Below are 16,162 nucleotides of genomic sequence, written 5' to 3' on the forward strand. Positions count from 1 at the left end.
AATCTATGAAATTAGATTTGAAAACGTCTTTAAAGCTCTTAATTGCTTTAGGATTAAGCCATTTATCTCTGAATGCTTTTGCTGTGGGATCCGCTGGTTGCGGGTTGGGTTCAGTGGTTTTTTCTGGAAATCAATGGTGGAAGCAATTGCTTTCAATGACAACAAATCATTTAACTCTGAGCCAGGCATTTGGTATTACAAGTGGTACGTCAAATTGTGCTTCTGGCTTATTTGGAGAAACTCAAAAGCAAGAGGATTATATTGTTGCAAACTTTGTTACTTTGCAAAGGGAGTCTGCGCAGGGCACAGGTGAAAGTTTAAATGCTTTTGCGTCTGTGCTAGGTTGTCAGAGCGAAGCATATGATTATTTTGGAAGCTATACTCAAAATCAGTATAAAATTTTATTTAATTCACAAGACCCAAAAATTGTTTTATCAAATTTTAAAAATATCATGAAAAATGAAAATAAATTATCAAAAGAATGCTCTCTGTTGAATATATAAATTTATATAAATTATAAAATAGGCTTTATAATTTATAAAAACAGACAATATAAAAATCATTATAAACTGTTGAAAATTTTTTATTACTTGTATAAAGTTGCACTGTTAATAAAATAATATCTAAAGGAGAGGATAAATGCTTAAAACATCGAAATGTGATGCTAAGAAATCTCTCTTAATTGCTGCTGCATTTACAAGTCTGACCGCTTCGCATGCTTTAGCCGCATCTTATGGACTTGCAGGTTGTGGTTTAGGCTCTGTTATTTTTGAAAGCAATAATACATGGTGGAAGCAAGTTTTAGCTGCAACAACTAATGGCACTGCGGCTAATCAGACTTTTGGTATTACTAGTTGCACCTCAAATTGTGGAAGTGGTGCTTCGGCTCAAGCTCTAAAGCAAAAAGATTATGTTTCAGCTATTTTAGCGTCATTGCAAAGAGAAGGTGCGCAAGGCACGGGAGATGTTTTAAACGGATTTGCTCAGGTTTTTGGTTGCAGTGCAAATGATTTTAATCATTTCGGAGCATTTTCACAGTCCAATTCTAAAGTGATTTTTAATTCGAATGATCCAAGTCAAATAATATCAAATGTGTAATCTGAAATACAAAAAGATTCTAAACTTTCTGTTTCGCGTGAATATGCGCAGATATAACAATTTTTTTTTAGATTAAAGTTGTTTATTTTATTTAGCATTCCTTTTTCATTTTTTGCTTTTTCTCTTGAAAGTGATTCAAATAATAATTTAAAAAATTACTTTATAGAAAAAGCAAATAGGCTTCAATTAGCTGAAAAATCTGAATGGAGAAAAATTCTTTTTTATCAGCTCAAATATTTTGGCTCACGAATAGGTATGATAGATGGATCTGATTTTTATTTATCACCGATTGGAAAAACGGATTTAAATGCAGAATTGACTGCTACAATTGAACATTTTTTTTCTTCTGAAGAAAGTAATTCTTCAGCAAAATGTAAATTTCCACGCCGACTGAAATGGTTAAAGTCTCATTTGGATGATGAAAATTATAAAATTCCAATGATAAAATGCGAAAATTTTGAGAATTGGATAAATCTTGTTAATCCTAAAGGTGTGGTGTTGGTATTTTCATCTTTCTATATAAATAATCCTTCGAGTATGTTTGGCCATACTTTTTTACGATTTATAAACTCAAATAATCCTCTAACTGATTTTGGAGTTAATTTTGCTGCAAATCCTGACACAAATAATATGCTTTCATATACATATAAAGGTTTGACTGGAATGTTTGAAGGAAAATTTAGTTTGTTACCCTATTCAGTAAAAGTTCAAGAGTATAATAATTCTGAAAGCCGTGATTTATGGGAATATGAACTTAACCTCTCGCAAGAAGAAACTCTTAATATGGCAATGAGTCTTTGGGAGGTGGGTAACAACAGAATTGATTATTATTATTTCGATGAAAATTGCTCATTTATTTTGTTAACTTTATTAGACACTGCCAATGATCAATTTAATTTTGCGGATCAATTTTTATTATGGGTAAACCCAGCAGATACTTTGAGAGTCGTGAATAGATTTCCAAATTTGGTAAAAAATGTTACGTTTCGTCCTTCATCGCAAAAACGCTTTCGTTTTCGCTATTCAATTTTAAATGATCAAGAAAAAGATTTTTTTTCAAAAATTATAAATGATAATAATCAACTCAAAGAACTAAATAACTATTTACCTAAAGAAAGTGTGGCAAAAATATTTGATGCCGTTTCTGAATATATAGATTTTAAAGAAAAACTTGCAGGTACAGAAGAATCGGTAAAATATCCACTATTTCGTAAAAACTTACTAGAAGCACGTGCTTCGCTGTCCGTAATCTCATCACCTTTGAAAATTGAACCTCCTAAAGAAGAAAGACCCGAATTTGGTGTGGCAGGAGCGCGAGTAGGGGGTGGATATTCCTATTCTCGTTTTGCTGGCAATGCATTGGATTTTGAACTTAAACCTGTTTTACACAGTCTCGATAGCCCTTCTGCAGGTTATGCGCAAGATGCACAAATCGAATTAATGAAGTTAATTTTACGCTATGAAACAAAAGGATCAAATTTTTTTGTAAATAATCTCGATTTATTGAATATTAAATCTTTTCCTTCGCTTAATCCACCTCTTTATCCTATATCTTGGAAATTAAGGGCTGGCCTTGAACAAGATTATGATTGTAGTAAATACGGTTATCTTTCGAGTTGCCAACGATCTTTTATTGAAGGAGGAAGTGGTTTTTCGTTTTTGCGAGATAATTTTCAAATTTATATTCTGAGTCAAGCGGATCTTGCTTACCAAGAAGAAAATGGCTTTGAGATTTCGCTTGGAGCATATTCTGGTTTTTCATTGCGTCCCAATCACTTTTCTGTCTTTTCTTCAGATTTGGAATGGATGAAAAGACACTCTTTCACGTATAAAAATGATCGAACTCGATTATTTTGGCAAAACTCCTTGTCTTATCAGTGTTTCTCGAATATAGAAAATAAAATATTCGCTAGTTTTAATCTTGAAAATCAGGATTGGCGAATCGGAACGAGCATTTATTGGTATTTTTTTTAAATTTTTGGGTGCCAAAACTTTGAAAAATTTTTGTTTCTATGAGAATGATAATTGCATATACTGTAAGCGGGATCTTCGCTGATCCCTTTCCTTTTGCATGTTTTGATTGGAGCCTCTTTTATGGTTAAAAGTGAATTAATAGAAATCCTCGCATCTAAGGCTGACGTTACTGCTCCACAGGCAGAAGAACTCATCAATATGTTCTTTGATACCGTTTCTGAAGCTTTAACTGAAGACGGGCGTGTTGAAATTCGCGGATTTGGTGCTTTTACCGTTCGTAAATATAAATCTTATGATGGCCGTAATCCTAAAACGGGTGAAAAAATTGGAGTCCCAGAAAAAAAACTTCCATTTTGGAAAACAGGTCTTGAATTGCGCCAACGAGTGGATGGGCTAGGTTGAAAATTGTTGATATCCTTATCGGCAAAATAAAAATTCCTCTTAAAAGGCCTTTTAAAACGGCTTTGAGGACAGTTTATTTTGCAGAAGATATCATCGTTAAGCTTCTCACACGCTCTGGGTTAGTTGGATATGGCAGCGCGGCACCAACATTAGCTATTACAGGCGAATCCTCTGATTCAATTATTTCATGTTTAGTAAATAATTTAAAACCTAAAATTATAGGTGCAGATCTGAGTAATCTAGAAAAGGTTATGAATGATTTGCACTCTTCTTTTGTTAACAACACATCGGCTTTGGCAGCAGTCGATATGGCTTTTTATGATTTACTTGCTCAATCCCTTAATTTACCCCTCTATAAATATCTAGGTGGCTATCACAATCTGGTTTTTACAGACCTCACCATCAGTGCTAATTCTCCTGAAGTGATGGTCGCAGACTCACTTATTGCTCTCGATGAAGGTTTTCAAGATCTCAAACTCAAATTAGGTTTAAATCCTTCACTCGATTTTGTTCGGGTACAGGCTGTTCGTACGGCTGTGGGCAATAAGGTAAAAATAAGTCTTGATGCTAATCAGGCATGGGGAGCAAAAGAGGCTGTTCGTATTATTCGTCGATTTGAAAAATTAAATTTAAATATTGAATTTGTAGAGCAACCTGTAAAGGCAAAAAAATTATCTGACCTTCGTTATGTTACTCAAAATGTTGAAACCGATATACTTGCCGATGAATCTGTCTTTTCTCCCTACGATGCTCTTCAATTGATTCACCATAAAGCATGTGATCTTTTAAATATTAAACTTGCAAAAGCAGGCGGTATATTCAATGCAACTAAAATTTTAAATATTGCTGAAGCCGCAGGTGTTGAATGTATTGTGGGTTGTATGCTTGAAAGTCAGATTTCAGTGACAGCTGCAGCGCATTTTGCGGCAGCCAAAAAATCAATTGTGAGATGTGATTTAGACTCTCCTTCTTTATTAGCGGAAAATCCTATTGTAGGTGGTGCGGTGGTTGAGGCAAATACTTTGACTTTAAGCGAAACTGATGCGGGACTTGGTATTAAAGAAGTTCTTAACGTGGAATATTTAAAGTTTTAATTTTTTTTATATTTTATTTTTAAATAAGAAGATTGTTTTTTTTAAATTAATTTAATATTTTCATTTTAATTCATTTTTAAAGGGAAATACAAAGCGGTTTGATTTTAAATATGATTTAAAAAATTCAAGGATTAAAAATAGACAGTGAGCGTTCCTTTTGCGTTCATAGGAGCAATGGCGCGGTTTTTACCAGCAAATGGATATTCAAATTCACCACTGATTTCTCCAGGAATTCTATAAGGAAGACCGCTGATTTTAGCCCCAATTGCTGCAGAATAGTATTGTTCATATCCATGATCGGGGTGCATACTTGAATCACCTAAATAAAATTGATCACCCATAACATAAATAGGTTGTCCATTTAAATATGCTTGTGCTGCAATATTATATTTAAGTTGTGTAAATGTACCAAGCCATTTTAAGCTTTCAGAAACATTTCCAAGCCCCCAAGCTGCCTGTAAGAAACCAATGTGATGAAGACCTTTTCTTGAAAAAGTCATTATGTTACCTTGTTGATCGCCTGTGTGTCCTGATTGATCAACTGAAGGATCATTTGAGTTAAAGTTTTTATTATTTAGCATACTGGAGCGGCCTAAATTTGCTTTGGTCAAAGAATATTCAGAGACATGTTGCCAACTTAATATGACGCCTGGAGTTGCAACATAGTCTAAATTCATACGGAAAATAGCATCGTAAGTACCGCCCCCAGTTAAAAGCGTGTTGTCACCACCGGTCGCGCGCATTGCATTGGCTAAATTAAATTTACCTGTTGGCATACGCAAACCACCCCCTAAAGAAAAGTAGAGAGGCACATGGCGAATAGGGGACTCTTCGGAAATGACACTCCATAATATACCAAATTGGAGGTCGCCAATACCCGTTGCACCGTTTTCGGGTTGAGATGCTGTTAGGAGTGCATTGCGGATTTGATCTTTAATAGGACTTCCAGAATCAATTGTAAGTAACTCTCCCGTGGGTAGAATAACAGGAGTAGTGGTGGTTGCGTTCATAATTTTACCACCATTTATTTCATCAATACATTGCTGAACAGTAAAGCCACCAGTACATAGATTGGCTGAATTATAACTAACAGCAAGTTCATGTACGAACTTATTATAATAGCGTTCATACATTTCTGAATTCGCTGTTAACTTATTTCCGTCCATGCTGACTTGGTTTGACAGTACAATTGGAATGCCAATTCCAATTGAAATCGAATTTGTCAGACCGTACTGCAACATAATACCATTGACCCAGCGGCTCATATCAAGTCCATTGCTCACAGATTTTGCATTGCTATCAAAACCTTGATCTCCAAAAGTATATGCAAAAGGTAGATCGAGTTTAAAGATTCCTTTAGGTAAAGTTTTTCCGGTTGGAAGGACAGCATATTTAGGTGCTTTATATCCGACCTCTCCAACTCCTCCAGCCACTTCTTCGGTTGGATCGATTTTATTATTTTGTGCAATGTCCTGTGCCTGAACATTAATAGAAGTTGCAGAAATAATAATACTGAATAAAGAAAAAGCCTGTTTAATTTTTTGACAATTTAAAATTGAGCTGAATTGTTTTTTTCTAATATGCATAAAATCTCCTCTAAAAACATATCAATTAAACCGAAAATAAAGTTTATAAATAGCCGACCAAAATAGCGACGAGAGAAGAGGAGAATATAATTTCAATACTTAACATTCTAAAAAAAAAAGCGCAAGTTCAAGAAAGAATATTTAAGGCTTGCAGTATTTTTACTAATGATGTAATAGCCCTATTAAGTCAACTACAAATGCGATGAGAGAGAGTGAGTGGTTCGGCGTGGGGTTAATTTAGAGGCACTCCATGGTACACAATTAAATAAGAATTTATATTTGCTAAATATTAATATTATAATTTAATTTAAGATTAATAAAGGAACAATATATGATTAAGAAGAGAATTCTAGTCACGTCATCATGTTTTCTATCTACAATTGCTATTGTGGGTTGCGGAGGAAAGCAAAATATTAACATGCAGACTCAAAGCAATAGAAACAACGTAATGTATGATAAATTTGCTACTCAACTTTGTTTACCTACGAGTGCAGAAGCCGTTTCATTGTCGGGTCCTAATGTAAAAGAAAATTTAGTAAATAATTTAAAGCAAAATCCAAAGTGTTTTAACCCTGATCCAACTGATCCTATCAAACAAAAAAAATACGAACAAAACCGTGATGCTGTTAATAAATATGTAGCAGAAATGGCTCCTAAAATTGTTGCCACAGAAATTATAAGTTTTGATAAGTTCTCTGACTACAACAAGAATAGGGAAATTGATTTTAAAGAATTTACCGATGGTCATAAAATATCATTAAAATACCTAGAACGAAAAGATCCTAAACTAATAGGCGAAGATCCTAAGCCAATAGAATTGAGTAATATTAAGACATCAAGCGGATTAAATGCAGAATCTAAATTTGATTTCTTTGGTACGACCAAAGGTAAAATTGATCGCACTAAAATTTCTAAAGGTTCGGCTTATATATTAAAATATCGCTTGGCGAAATCTCAACAAATTTATGCGGCACTTATTACAATTCCAGAAGACACTAAAAAAATTCCGCTTATGCTTTATGCCCACGGTGGAGATGCAGGTATTTCATTTAGAGAGCTTGCTACATTATTACAAGATAATTTATCAAACTATATTGTTGCAGCACCCGCTTTTCCTGGTGAGTCAATTTGCTCCGTTGATAAAAAAACGGGTGATTTAACAACGCTCTTTAAGCGCAGTTGTGTCGATAGCGACGGCAATGAAATTGAAGCCGGAGTTGAACCATTTGGAAAACGTTCTCCTTTAGTGGATGATGTGGTTGCGACCCTAGGTCTGCACAGTGCTTTAAGTAAAATTGCGCTTGGAGAATTGAAATTAGAAAATAATAAAAATTTAAAAGAAATTAAAACACGATTAGAATTTTATTCTGAAGATATTTCTTTAGTAAAGAAAATTGCAGGGCCTAAAACCGTTGCAGCTGCGAGCAGTCGTGGCGGCGCAACAATGCTTGCAGCCCTAGGACGTTCGGGTGTTATGTTACAACAGGCCCTCGAAAAATTAGAAAAAGATGGATTAAAAGACATTTATTTTCCACCTTTGTTTAGTTCCGCCGCAGTTTATTATGGACCATCCACTTTCCTCGTCGGAAAGTTTAGAATTTTATTTCAAGATATTTTAAGTGGCTCTGTATTCGATCACTCTGGTTATAATGTCCTGCCAATGATTCCAGATCTTAATAAAAATCATTATATTGTTAATTATCGCAAAGCTCCACTTGATAACAGTGATAAAAAATTAAAAGAAATGATCGGGTTTTTAGGCGCATCTGATATTACTTATTTAGCTCCTTATATTTCTGTTTCCACACAAAATTGGAGTAATAATATTAATGAAATTAAGAAGCTATTAATGACAGCTGAATTTGATGCTTTATTGAAAAAAGCATTAGGAGAACTTGGGCAGAAAAATATTAATATTGAAAATAATACTGGAGAAGTTCTAATAAAAAAAGTTATTGGAGATCTTCTGAATTATCTTATAGCACATAAGAATGGTGATAAGTCACTTTTAAAATTTATTTCTGAGGCTATTGTTAAACCTAATATTAATTTGAGTCCAGATATTTGCTCAATTAATGCAGCGATATTTCCCGCTAAATCAAATGGTAATTGTTCTCTACGTGGAATTTTAACACATGGCATTGAATTAAATTTACCTGATGAAAATCAAGTAAGCTTAAAGGAAGGATTATTCGCTGAAAGCGATCAAAAAGGGATTGAAAAATTTGCACTCCTGTTAGATACATTGTCGAATGATAAGGAAGGTTTAAAAAATATTGTTGATGCTTTAAATTCAGTAAATAACAATGAAAGTATTGTAAAGTCTTTATTTATTTTAAAAGCATCTTTGGAAAAATCAGGAATAAAATTAGAAAGCACGTTTTTTACGAATTTTATTAAATTTCTAGTATCTGCATCTGTTTCTGCAATAAATAATAATGAACCATCAATTACTGATGATGATGTAAAAAAGATTAGCACAAATGCTTTGTATTTTGTAATGAGTGCACAGAATTTAATTATGTATAAAGATAATATAATGAAGATGGATTTTTTAACTTTTCTAAAAGGCCCACTTAATTTCATTAAAAACAATAGAGAAGCTTCTCCGGGCGCATTGTTACTTTTACACAACACCCAAGATCAAATAGTGGATTATTCTCAATCCCTTATTACTAAGACGGCCTTAGACACGGTATTTGGAATGTCATTTGGTACAGGCTCTCAATATTTTCCTTTAAATGCATTGAGAATTCCACCAATAGGCTCTCAATTCATTGGCTTTCAACCTGAGTCTAAATTTTATAAAGTTTCTGTAGGTGATAAATATTTAAAAGACAAAGTAGATTTCTGTTCTGATAAAAAAGATAAAAATGGCTTTTTTATTGATGCGAATTATAATGATTTCGTCAAAAAATGCTTTACGCGCAAAGGTAACTATGCGCATGGCGATGCTTCATTCTTAACAGGTAAAGTTATAAACTCTCACTTACTCACTGATAATGAGGGTGCAATTGAAGACGCATTGTTATTTGGATATGACGAAAATAAAACCTCTCAAACAAGCATTGAATTCCAAATTATAAAAATGAATGAGGCATTTAAGGTGATTCCTGATTATGTAAAGCCAGAAAAACACAGTTATGATTTTAAGACTCAATGTGACACCTACAATGCGAACTGTTTTATTTTTGGTACGTTGAAGAAGCAAAGTGATGGAACATGGTCGGCTCCACGTGACAGAACTCCTTTGTACAATCGTACTTTATTTCAGGTGCAAGACTTACTTGAGATGAAAGTCGCGCAGGGAGGATTTTGGAGTCAGAGAGCCGAACAGTTTGAAGGCATGACACCAACCGATGTTTTGAGCAAATGGTTAAAAACCTCTGCAACAGAAGCCTTTAATATTCAATAGTCATTATGAAATGATTAAATTTTTTTTGATTAAAGCGACCTAATTTAGGCCGCTTTTTTATTTTATTGACAGCAATGGAAAAAAAATCTATTGGCAAAAAGGCTAGGCATATAACCTAGCTTTTTTATTAAACGGACTCATAAAAGGCGGATATAAATTAGGTTGTGAAGAGGCAATTTTTAAAAATGAAATATTTTGCACTTGGTTTGTTTTTATTTCAAATATTAATTGTTTATCCTGCGTCCGCTTATTTTTATGTAACACAAGAACTACCTAAAATAGAATGTAAAATTTGTTATCAATATTCATTTTATAGTGAGAAGAATCTTGCACAAGAAATTGAAGGAATATGGAAAAGTAATTTTTATGATAAAGCATTTTATTTAAATTATTTAAAGAGTGCTTTAAATAATTACCAATTAGATGAAAATAAATTAAGTTATATTGAGAAAATTACTTTTAAAATAATATATAAAAATAACACCAAAGTTAAAAATATTTTTGCTGAAAAATATGATATCAGTAATAATTATTATTTTTCCAATGAATTTTTAAAATATTATAATCATCTTCTGCCGCAGCCTCAAATATTAATCCAATATATTTTATATTCTATTCAAGGTATTTTGCGAGCCGAAGAATTGGCAAACGGTTATTTTAAATTACTTAAAAATGAATCTTTAAACTTAGATTCAAATGGTATTTTAGAGCTGGGATTTAATTTGGCTCATGCCCCAAAAAGCTTTATTTATGATCTCTTAAAATATGCTCAGTTAAAAAAACTTTCTTTCAACGAAACAGTCGCTTTAAGTCGTTTTCAAAAGGGTGTGAGTGTTTTTTTAAGTCAAAGCTCTTATCAGAATTTTGTTTTAAAAAGTGATAAATTTTTAGGGCGTGCTGGTGTGATATTTGTCACTTCAAAATCAGTAGCAGATAAAATTATTAAGTTGAACAGTAAAAAGGAAATTGAGAATTTTTTAGGGCTTGCAGAAGGTACTTTTGCCAGTGGGCTGGTCAAATACAATTTACCTTTTTCTTTTGATTATTGCCCTGCCTTACCTCATGATAAGACCATTGGGAGAAATGCTAAATTTATATTAGGTGGATTTACATCAGGAAATATCCCAGAATTAGTTTTTTACAATGTTCCTAAATATGATATTATAAAAGTTGAATATATAAAATGAGTTATTTGAAATATATTTGTTAAATGAACTCTTTTAGAGATATAATTCAAAAATATTGTTTGTTCATATTTTTTTTGATAAATTAAAAATACATCGATTTGAAACTTTGAAAGGGGTTAGCTATGAGTTCCTTTATTTCAGCAGATTTCATAATTCCCGAACATTTTATATGTCAAAGCTTTCAGCTTAAACCACTCTCTCCCCTCTTTGCAGCCGAAGATTTCATTGCAATTAAATTAAGCGAAAAAGAAATTAAATATGTCTTTGGACGAGCTCATGAATGGCCAACTTGTGATTTGTCATTTGACGATAATTACAATGATCTTGTAAGGCATGAAAAAGAATTTAATGAGAGAATTTCATTTGCCTATGCCATTTTATCACCTGATGATGGTCATTATTTAGGTTGTTTATATATTATGCCTATAAAATCAATAGAAGAAAATGATCTGCGAAAAACATTTTTCAATGCTCAAGCTTTTTTTTGGATTAATACGTCCTATAATAAAAATAATTTAGAACAAAATATTTTTACTGAAATTGAAACTTGGTTAAAAGAAATATGGCCATTTCAAAAAGTTGCTTTCCCAGGAAGAACTGTTGCATGGGAAATTTGGGAGCAGTTGGAAAAAGGCTCTCGTATACAAAAAATCACTGAAAATGTTCTACAATCTTAATATTAAAGGCGATGAGGCAAGAATGTTAAAAGAATATATAGAATGTTCATTCGCTACGAGGCAAAGTCAAGAAGACATTATTTGCTCCGTGTCTCCTATTGATGTGCAAATTTCTATTGAATTAAATGAACCATGGTCTTCGGTACCAAGTAAATCTGAAACATTTTTACATCATAAGCATCTGTTCGAAGTGTTACCTAGCTTTTTTAAAGAGAAAATAAAAAGTGGTGTAAATCATTTTGCGCAAAATGAGTTTTCGCTTGCAAATCACACCCGTATTTTTTATTTTCAAAAAACTTCGCACGAATTTTCTGCTTATAAAAAAATAGAACTTCTTGTACCAAATCATGAATTTAAAGAAGCTATTTATTCTTTAAAAGATTATCAACTTGAAAATAAAAATGATTTTAAAAAATGGGAAGTAACTTTAAATAAAGACTGTCGAGAGGTGTTTATTTGCACCCATGCCGAAAGAGATAATTGTTGTGGAAAATATGGACTGCAAATATTTAATAAATTTAAAGAAGAAAATTCAAAATTAGAAAAAGGCAGATTTCGCATCTGGAAGTCCTCTCATATTGGGGGGCATCGTTATGCCCCCACTTTTTTTGAAGCCCCCAGTATGCGTTGGTATGGACTTTTTAATATAGAAGACGTACCTCATTTTTTAAACAGAGTTGAAAATAATTTTCAAATTGAAAATAATTATCGAGGATTTAGTGGAATTAATAGTTCTTTTGTGCAAATGGCAGAAAAGGAATTATTTAAAAAATATTCTTGGCAATGGGATCTTGCTCAAAATAAAAACTATGAAATTATTTTAAGTGATGATTGCAGCAATGCGACGGTGTTGTTTTATTTTTCTTTTCCCGATGCAAATGGCGTTGTTAAAAAAATCTATGATATCCAATTTGAAAAATTAATAACAGGCATTGCAAGTTGTGGTTCAGATGATAGCAAATCTGTAAAGCAATATAAAATTGTTGAAATTATTGAATAAATTTTTACGGCCAGTCGCACGTCTGGCTTTTATGATTCCACTTACCACCTTCGCTTTGGCAGGCATCTATTTGTAAGAAATGAATATTATAATTATGATTTACAAAGAGAAATCCATAATATGAAATGCATGGAAGAAATAGAAAAGTTGCTAATACAATGATTATTTTGTTAATATTTTTCATGGAGTACCCTTAACTTGAAAAACAAATGATTATAACATTTTAGCATTTGTTCTTAACGAAATCCTCTCTTGAAGTTCTTGCTTCAAACAGGCTTTTGTATCAAATGCCAAAACCTCATTGTATGCAACTGCTATCGGCGATTTTATAAATAACTTTTCGAAAATATTATACTGTATTTAATGTTGATAAAAATCCACGGAAGATGCTGGGAGAGAAGTATTCCCTAAAATTATATCAGCAGATTTTTCTGCAATCATCATGACAGGGGCATAAATGTTTCCATTGGTTACATAGGGCATGACAGAAGCATCGACCACCCTTAGATTTTTGACTCCATGTACAAGCATTGTTTTTGGATCGACAACGGACATGGAATCTGTACCCATTTTACAAGTGCATGAAGGATGGAGTGCCGTTTCGGCATCTCTTTTAACCCATTCTAATATTTCTTCATCGCTTTCATAACGTGAGCCAGGAGAAACCTCTCCACCATTAAACTCATTGAGAGCATTTTGATTGAGAATTTTGCGCGCGCAGCGCACAGCTTCAACCCATTCTCTTTTGTCTTGCTCAGTAGATAAGTAATTAAACTGCATGCTTGGGTGCATTCGAGGGTCAGTTGAACGAATTTTTATGTGTCCTCTTGCGTCGGAGTTCATGGGGCCGACATGCACTTGGTAGCCATGGCCGCCAGAAGGTGAAGAGCCATCGTAGCGGACTGCTAAAGGGAGAAAGTGAAATTGTAAATTCGGGTATGCGACATCATTATTACTTCTAATAAATCCTCCTGCCTCAAAATGATTGGAGGCGGCAGCTCCTTTTCTTTGGAAAAGCCATTGAAATCCGATTTTAGGTTTGTTCCACCATTTGAGTGCAGGGTAGAGACTCACAGGTAATTTACAAGCGTGTTGTATATACACCTCTAAGTGATCTTGAAGATTTTGTCCGACACCAGGCAAATCTTGAATGATTTTTATTCCATGGGGTTTTAACTCTTCTGCATTGCCAATTCCTGAAAGTTGCAGAACTTGTGGAGAATTAATTGCTCCTCCGCAGCAGATAATTTCCCCTGCATAGATTTTATGAGTTTTTCCATACCTAACATATTCAACTCCTACAGCACGATCTCCTTCAAAAAGAATGCGTGTTGTCATAGCCCTGCATTTGATACTTAAATTTGGGCGTTTTCTACGAATTGGATGAACATATGCTCTTGCTGCGGAAAGCCTTCTGCCTCGATTTATATTTCTATCGAAGCGTCCAAATCCTTCTTGCTTATATCCGTTGACATCATCAGTTAAAGGATGTCCTGCCTCTTGAACAGCATTAAAAAAAGCTTTAAATAATGGATTTTCGCAAGGGCCCGTCTCAAGCAAAAGAGGTCCTGTAAAGCCATGATAGGCATCAGCACCCACCATACGCGTTTCTGCTCTGCTAAAATAAGGCAGACAATGTTTGTAACCCCATGATTCCATGCCAGGATCTTGAGCCCATTTTTCGTAATCCATTGGATTGCCACGAATGTAAATCATCCCATTAATAGAACTCGAACCTCCTAAAACCTTCCCACGCCCATGAAAAATACGACGGTTGTTCATGTGAGGTTCTGGATCAGAATGATAGCACCAATCATATAATTTATTGCCTAATGGATACATAAGTCCTGCTGGCATATGGATAAATATATCCCAAATATAATCTGGACGTCCTGCTTCTAGGACACAAACCTTATGGGATGAATTTGTACTTAAGCGATTGGCAAGAACGCAGCCCGCAGAGCCACCGCCTATAATTATAAAATCGTATTGATTCATACTCATTATTTTTCCTCTCAATTTAAGTAAGAAATGTATGTGTTCCTTTAATATCTTCTGTAAATCGTTTTACATTTTCGCAAGCAGGATTTTCTATAATGTCTTGTGGAGTTCCAATTTGGAGAATTTTTCCAGCATCCATAATCGCTATGCGAGAACCAATTTTAATTGCTTCTGAAAAATCGTGGGTCACAAAAATAATTGTTTTTTTAAATTTTTGCTGAAGCTCTAATATTTCGTCTTGTAGCTGTTTACGAATAAGAGGATCGAGTGCTGAAAATGGTTCATCCATTAAAAGGACATCCGCTTGAGTCACAAAAGCTCTTGCTAAGCCCACTCTCTGTTGCATTCCACCTGATAATTCATGAGGATAGTGTGATTTCCATTTTGCTAAACCAACAATTTCAAGCTTCTCTTCGACTTGTTTAATGCGTTCTGTTGACTTAATTCCTTGAATTTCGAGAGGGAAAGCAACATTTTCTGAAACCGTACGCCAAGGCATTAAGCCAAACTGTTGGAAAACCATTGAGACTTGATGCTTACGAATTTTTCTTAGATGATTTTTAGGACATTCTATTAAATTTATTCTTTGATTTGTCTCTGCATCTAAATATAATATCTGTCCTCTTGTTTTTCCAATAGTGCGGCCATTCATGCCATTTAAACAACGTAACAAAGATGATTTTCCTGAACCAGATAAACCCATAATCACAAGAATTTCACTTTTATAAACGGAAAAGTTTACATTTTGCACAGCTATAACATGTTTGAGTTCCTGATGAATGTGTTCTCTTGATTGACCCGCATCGAGTGCTTGAAATACTTTTTTTGAATTTTTTCCAAAGACAAGATCCAGTTGTTCAATTTTAAAATGTTCTATCATCTAACTGCCCCTATTTTTTGTGATGAATTTGCAAAAATTCGATCGAGTAAAATAGCGACAAAAACAATAGTCATTCCTGATTCAATTCCTTTAGAAATATTAACTGTATTGAGTGCTTGTACGACAGGTTTGCCTAAACCATCAGCACCAACAAGGGCAGCGACAACAACCATGGAAAGAGAAAGCATCATGCATTGTGATATTCCTGTTTTTATAGATTGCCATGCATGAGGAATTTCGACGGAAGAAAGTTTTTTCCAAGAGTTTGCGCCAAAAGAGTCTGCTACCTCAAGTAGAGCATGTGGAACATTAGAAATTCCTAAATAAGTAAGGCGAATAACTGCTGGCATAGCAAAGATAATTGTAGATATAAGTCCGGGAGCCATACCCAGGCCAAATAGCATGAGAGTTGGAATTAAATACACAAAAGTTGGAATTGTTTGCATAAGATCGAGAACAGGGCGCATAATTGCATAAATAAAAGAATGATGTGCACAAAGAATTCCTATGGGAATACCGACAAAAGTCGAAATTAAAGTTGCAAAAAGGACGAGGGTCATTGTTTCTAAAGTCTCTTCCCAATAACCTAAATTAAGGATCGCTAAAAAACAAAAACTTATAACGAGTATGTTTTTTATACTGCGTTTGACGATAAAAATAAGAATTAAACTTGTAATTATAAAAGCGAGAGGAGGAAACCACATTAATAACGATATAAATTTCTCAATTATGCTTGCAATAGAGTCTGAGACAAATCGAAATTGATTTTCAAAAAATTGGGTGAGAAAGTTTACTCCATCTTGAGCCCAAGCACCAATGGGAAGTTTTTGCATGAAAAATCCTTTTAT

At 33.8% G+C, this 16,162-nt stretch carries 14 protein-coding genes; 9 read left to right on the forward strand and 5 right to left on the reverse strand.

Features of this window, described 5'->3' with window-relative positions; translation table 11 throughout:
• The first annotated feature begins 5 nt into the window (after window positions 1-5).
• The 5 genes from GCL57_RS00755 (at window position 6) to GCL57_RS00775 (ending at window position 4,568) form a co-directional block, all read left to right on the forward strand.
• Complete coding sequence (locus tag GCL57_RS00755) at window positions 6-503, forward strand: DUF3015 family protein (protein ID WP_152211345.1); 498 nt, start codon at window positions 6-8, stop codon at window positions 501-503.
• Window positions 504-639: 136 nt separating this feature from the next.
• Window positions 640-1,098: a DUF3015 family protein gene (locus GCL57_RS00760; protein ID WP_152211346.1), complete on the forward strand. Its 459-nt coding sequence runs from the start codon at window positions 640-642 to the stop codon at window positions 1,096-1,098.
• 78 nt (window positions 1,099-1,176) lie between these two features.
• Entirely contained in the window at window positions 1,177-3,072 is a 1,896-nt protein-coding gene (locus tag GCL57_RS00765; RefSeq protein ID WP_152211347.1) for an Lnb N-terminal periplasmic domain-containing protein, read from the forward strand.
• 120 nt (window positions 3,073-3,192) lie between these two features.
• Window positions 3,193-3,474, forward strand: coding sequence for an HU family DNA-binding protein (locus tag GCL57_RS00770; protein WP_152211348.1), 282 nt, complete (start codon window positions 3,193-3,195; stop codon window positions 3,472-3,474).
• The gene (locus tag GCL57_RS00775) at window positions 3,471-4,568 is read left to right on the forward strand and encodes a dipeptide epimerase (RefSeq protein WP_152211349.1); all 1,098 of its coding nucleotides are present in this window, start codon (window positions 3,471-3,473) and stop codon (window positions 4,566-4,568) included. Before GCL57_RS00770 ends, GCL57_RS00775 begins: the two co-directional genes overlap by 4 nt.
• 131 nt (window positions 4,569-4,699) lie before the next feature.
• On the opposite strand, the gene GCL57_RS00780 is transcribed toward GCL57_RS00775, so the two are convergent.
• Complete coding sequence (locus GCL57_RS00780) at window positions 4,700-6,154, reverse strand: hypothetical protein (protein ID WP_152211350.1); 1,455 nt, start codon at window positions 6,152-6,154, stop codon at window positions 4,700-4,702.
• Between the two features lie 331 nt (window positions 6,155-6,485).
• On the opposite strand from GCL57_RS00780, the gene GCL57_RS00785 reads away from it, so the two are divergent.
• The 4 genes from GCL57_RS00785 to GCL57_RS00800 all read left to right on the forward strand — a co-directional run bounded on the left by GCL57_RS00785 (window position 6,486) and on the right by GCL57_RS00800 (window position 12,433).
• Window positions 6,486-9,569, forward strand: coding sequence for an alpha/beta hydrolase (locus GCL57_RS00785; RefSeq protein WP_152211351.1), 3,084 nt, complete (start codon window positions 6,486-6,488; stop codon window positions 9,567-9,569).
• A 185-nt stretch (window positions 9,570-9,754) separates the two neighbouring features.
• Window positions 9,755-10,756: a hypothetical protein gene (locus tag GCL57_RS00790; RefSeq protein WP_152211352.1), complete on the forward strand. Its 1,002-nt coding sequence runs from the start codon at window positions 9,755-9,757 to the stop codon at window positions 10,754-10,756.
• A gap of 122 nt (window positions 10,757-10,878) precedes the next feature.
• Entirely contained in the window at window positions 10,879-11,433 is a 555-nt protein-coding gene (locus GCL57_RS00795) for a hypothetical protein (RefSeq protein WP_152211353.1), read from the forward strand.
• 22 nt (window positions 11,434-11,455) lie between these two features.
• Window positions 11,456-12,433 (forward strand): sucrase ferredoxin, encoded by a 978-nt coding sequence (locus GCL57_RS00800; RefSeq protein WP_161597525.1) that lies wholly within the window; start codon window positions 11,456-11,458, stop codon window positions 12,431-12,433.
• 4 nt (window positions 12,434-12,437) lie between these two features.
• On the opposite strand, the gene GCL57_RS00805 is transcribed toward GCL57_RS00800, so the two are convergent.
• From GCL57_RS00805 to GCL57_RS00820, 4 genes are all read right to left on the reverse strand, one after another.
• Window positions 12,438-12,617 carry a hypothetical protein gene (locus GCL57_RS00805; RefSeq protein ID WP_152211355.1) on the reverse strand — a complete coding sequence of 60 codons (180 nt, stop codon included), beginning with the start codon at window positions 12,615-12,617 and terminating at the stop codon, window positions 12,438-12,440.
• Between the two features lie 176 nt (window positions 12,618-12,793).
• Complete coding sequence (betA, locus tag GCL57_RS00810) at window positions 12,794-14,437, reverse strand: choline dehydrogenase (RefSeq protein ID WP_152211356.1); 1,644 nt, start codon at window positions 14,435-14,437, stop codon at window positions 12,794-12,796.
• Window positions 14,438-14,453: 16 nt separating this feature from the next.
• On the reverse strand, window positions 14,454-15,314 hold the full coding sequence (locus GCL57_RS00815) for an ATP-binding cassette domain-containing protein (RefSeq protein WP_152211357.1): 861 nt from the start codon (window positions 15,312-15,314) through the stop codon (window positions 14,454-14,456).
• Window positions 15,311-16,147 (reverse strand): ABC transporter permease subunit, encoded by an 837-nt coding sequence (locus GCL57_RS00820; protein ID WP_152211358.1) that lies wholly within the window; start codon window positions 16,145-16,147, stop codon window positions 15,311-15,313. The genes GCL57_RS00815 and GCL57_RS00820 overlap by 4 nt, the downstream gene beginning before the upstream one ends.
• Between the last annotated feature and the right edge of the window lie 15 nt (window positions 16,148-16,162).

The sequence above is a fragment of the Fluviispira multicolorata genome (genome assembly GCF_009208585.1).
GTDB classification, from domain to species: Bacteria; Bdellovibrionota_B; Oligoflexia; order Silvanigrellales; family Silvanigrellaceae; genus Silvanigrella; species Silvanigrella multicolorata.

Bases quoted from the DNA above. Each gene is read 5' to 3' on its own strand.
- GCL57_RS00755 (WP_152211345.1), top strand. From the start codon at position 6: ATGAAATTAGATTTGAAAACGTCTTTAAAGCTCTTAATTGCTTTAGGA.
- GCL57_RS00760 (WP_152211346.1), top strand. From the start codon at position 640: ATGCTTAAAACATCGAAATGTGATGCTAAGAAATCTCTCTTAATTGCT.
- GCL57_RS00770 (WP_152211348.1), top strand. From the start codon at position 3,193: ATGGTTAAAAGTGAATTAATAGAAATCCTCGCATCTAAGGCTGACGTT.
- GCL57_RS00780 (WP_152211350.1), bottom strand. From the start codon at position 6,154: ATGCATATTAGAAAAAAACAATTCAGCTCAATTTTAAATTGTCAAAAA.
- GCL57_RS00785 (WP_152211351.1), top strand. From the start codon at position 6,486: ATGATTAAGAAGAGAATTCTAGTCACGTCATCATGTTTTCTATCTACA.
- GCL57_RS00790 (WP_152211352.1), top strand. From the start codon at position 9,755: ATGAAATATTTTGCACTTGGTTTGTTTTTATTTCAAATATTAATTGTT.
- GCL57_RS00795 (WP_152211353.1), top strand. From the start codon at position 10,879: ATGAGTTCCTTTATTTCAGCAGATTTCATAATTCCCGAACATTTTATA.
- GCL57_RS00800 (WP_161597525.1), top strand. From the start codon at position 11,456: ATGTTAAAAGAATATATAGAATGTTCATTCGCTACGAGGCAAAGTCAA.
- GCL57_RS00805 (WP_152211355.1), bottom strand. From the start codon at position 12,617: ATGAAAAATATTAACAAAATAATCATTGTATTAGCAACTTTTCTATTT.
- betA (WP_152211356.1), bottom strand. From the start codon at position 14,437: ATGAGTATGAATCAATACGATTTTATAATTATAGGCGGTGGCTCTGCG.
- GCL57_RS00815 (WP_152211357.1), bottom strand. From the start codon at position 15,314: ATGATAGAACATTTTAAAATTGAACAACTGGATCTTGTCTTTGGAAAA.
- GCL57_RS00820 (WP_152211358.1), bottom strand. From the start codon at position 16,147: ATGCAAAAACTTCCCATTGGTGCTTGGGCTCAAGATGGAGTAAACTTT.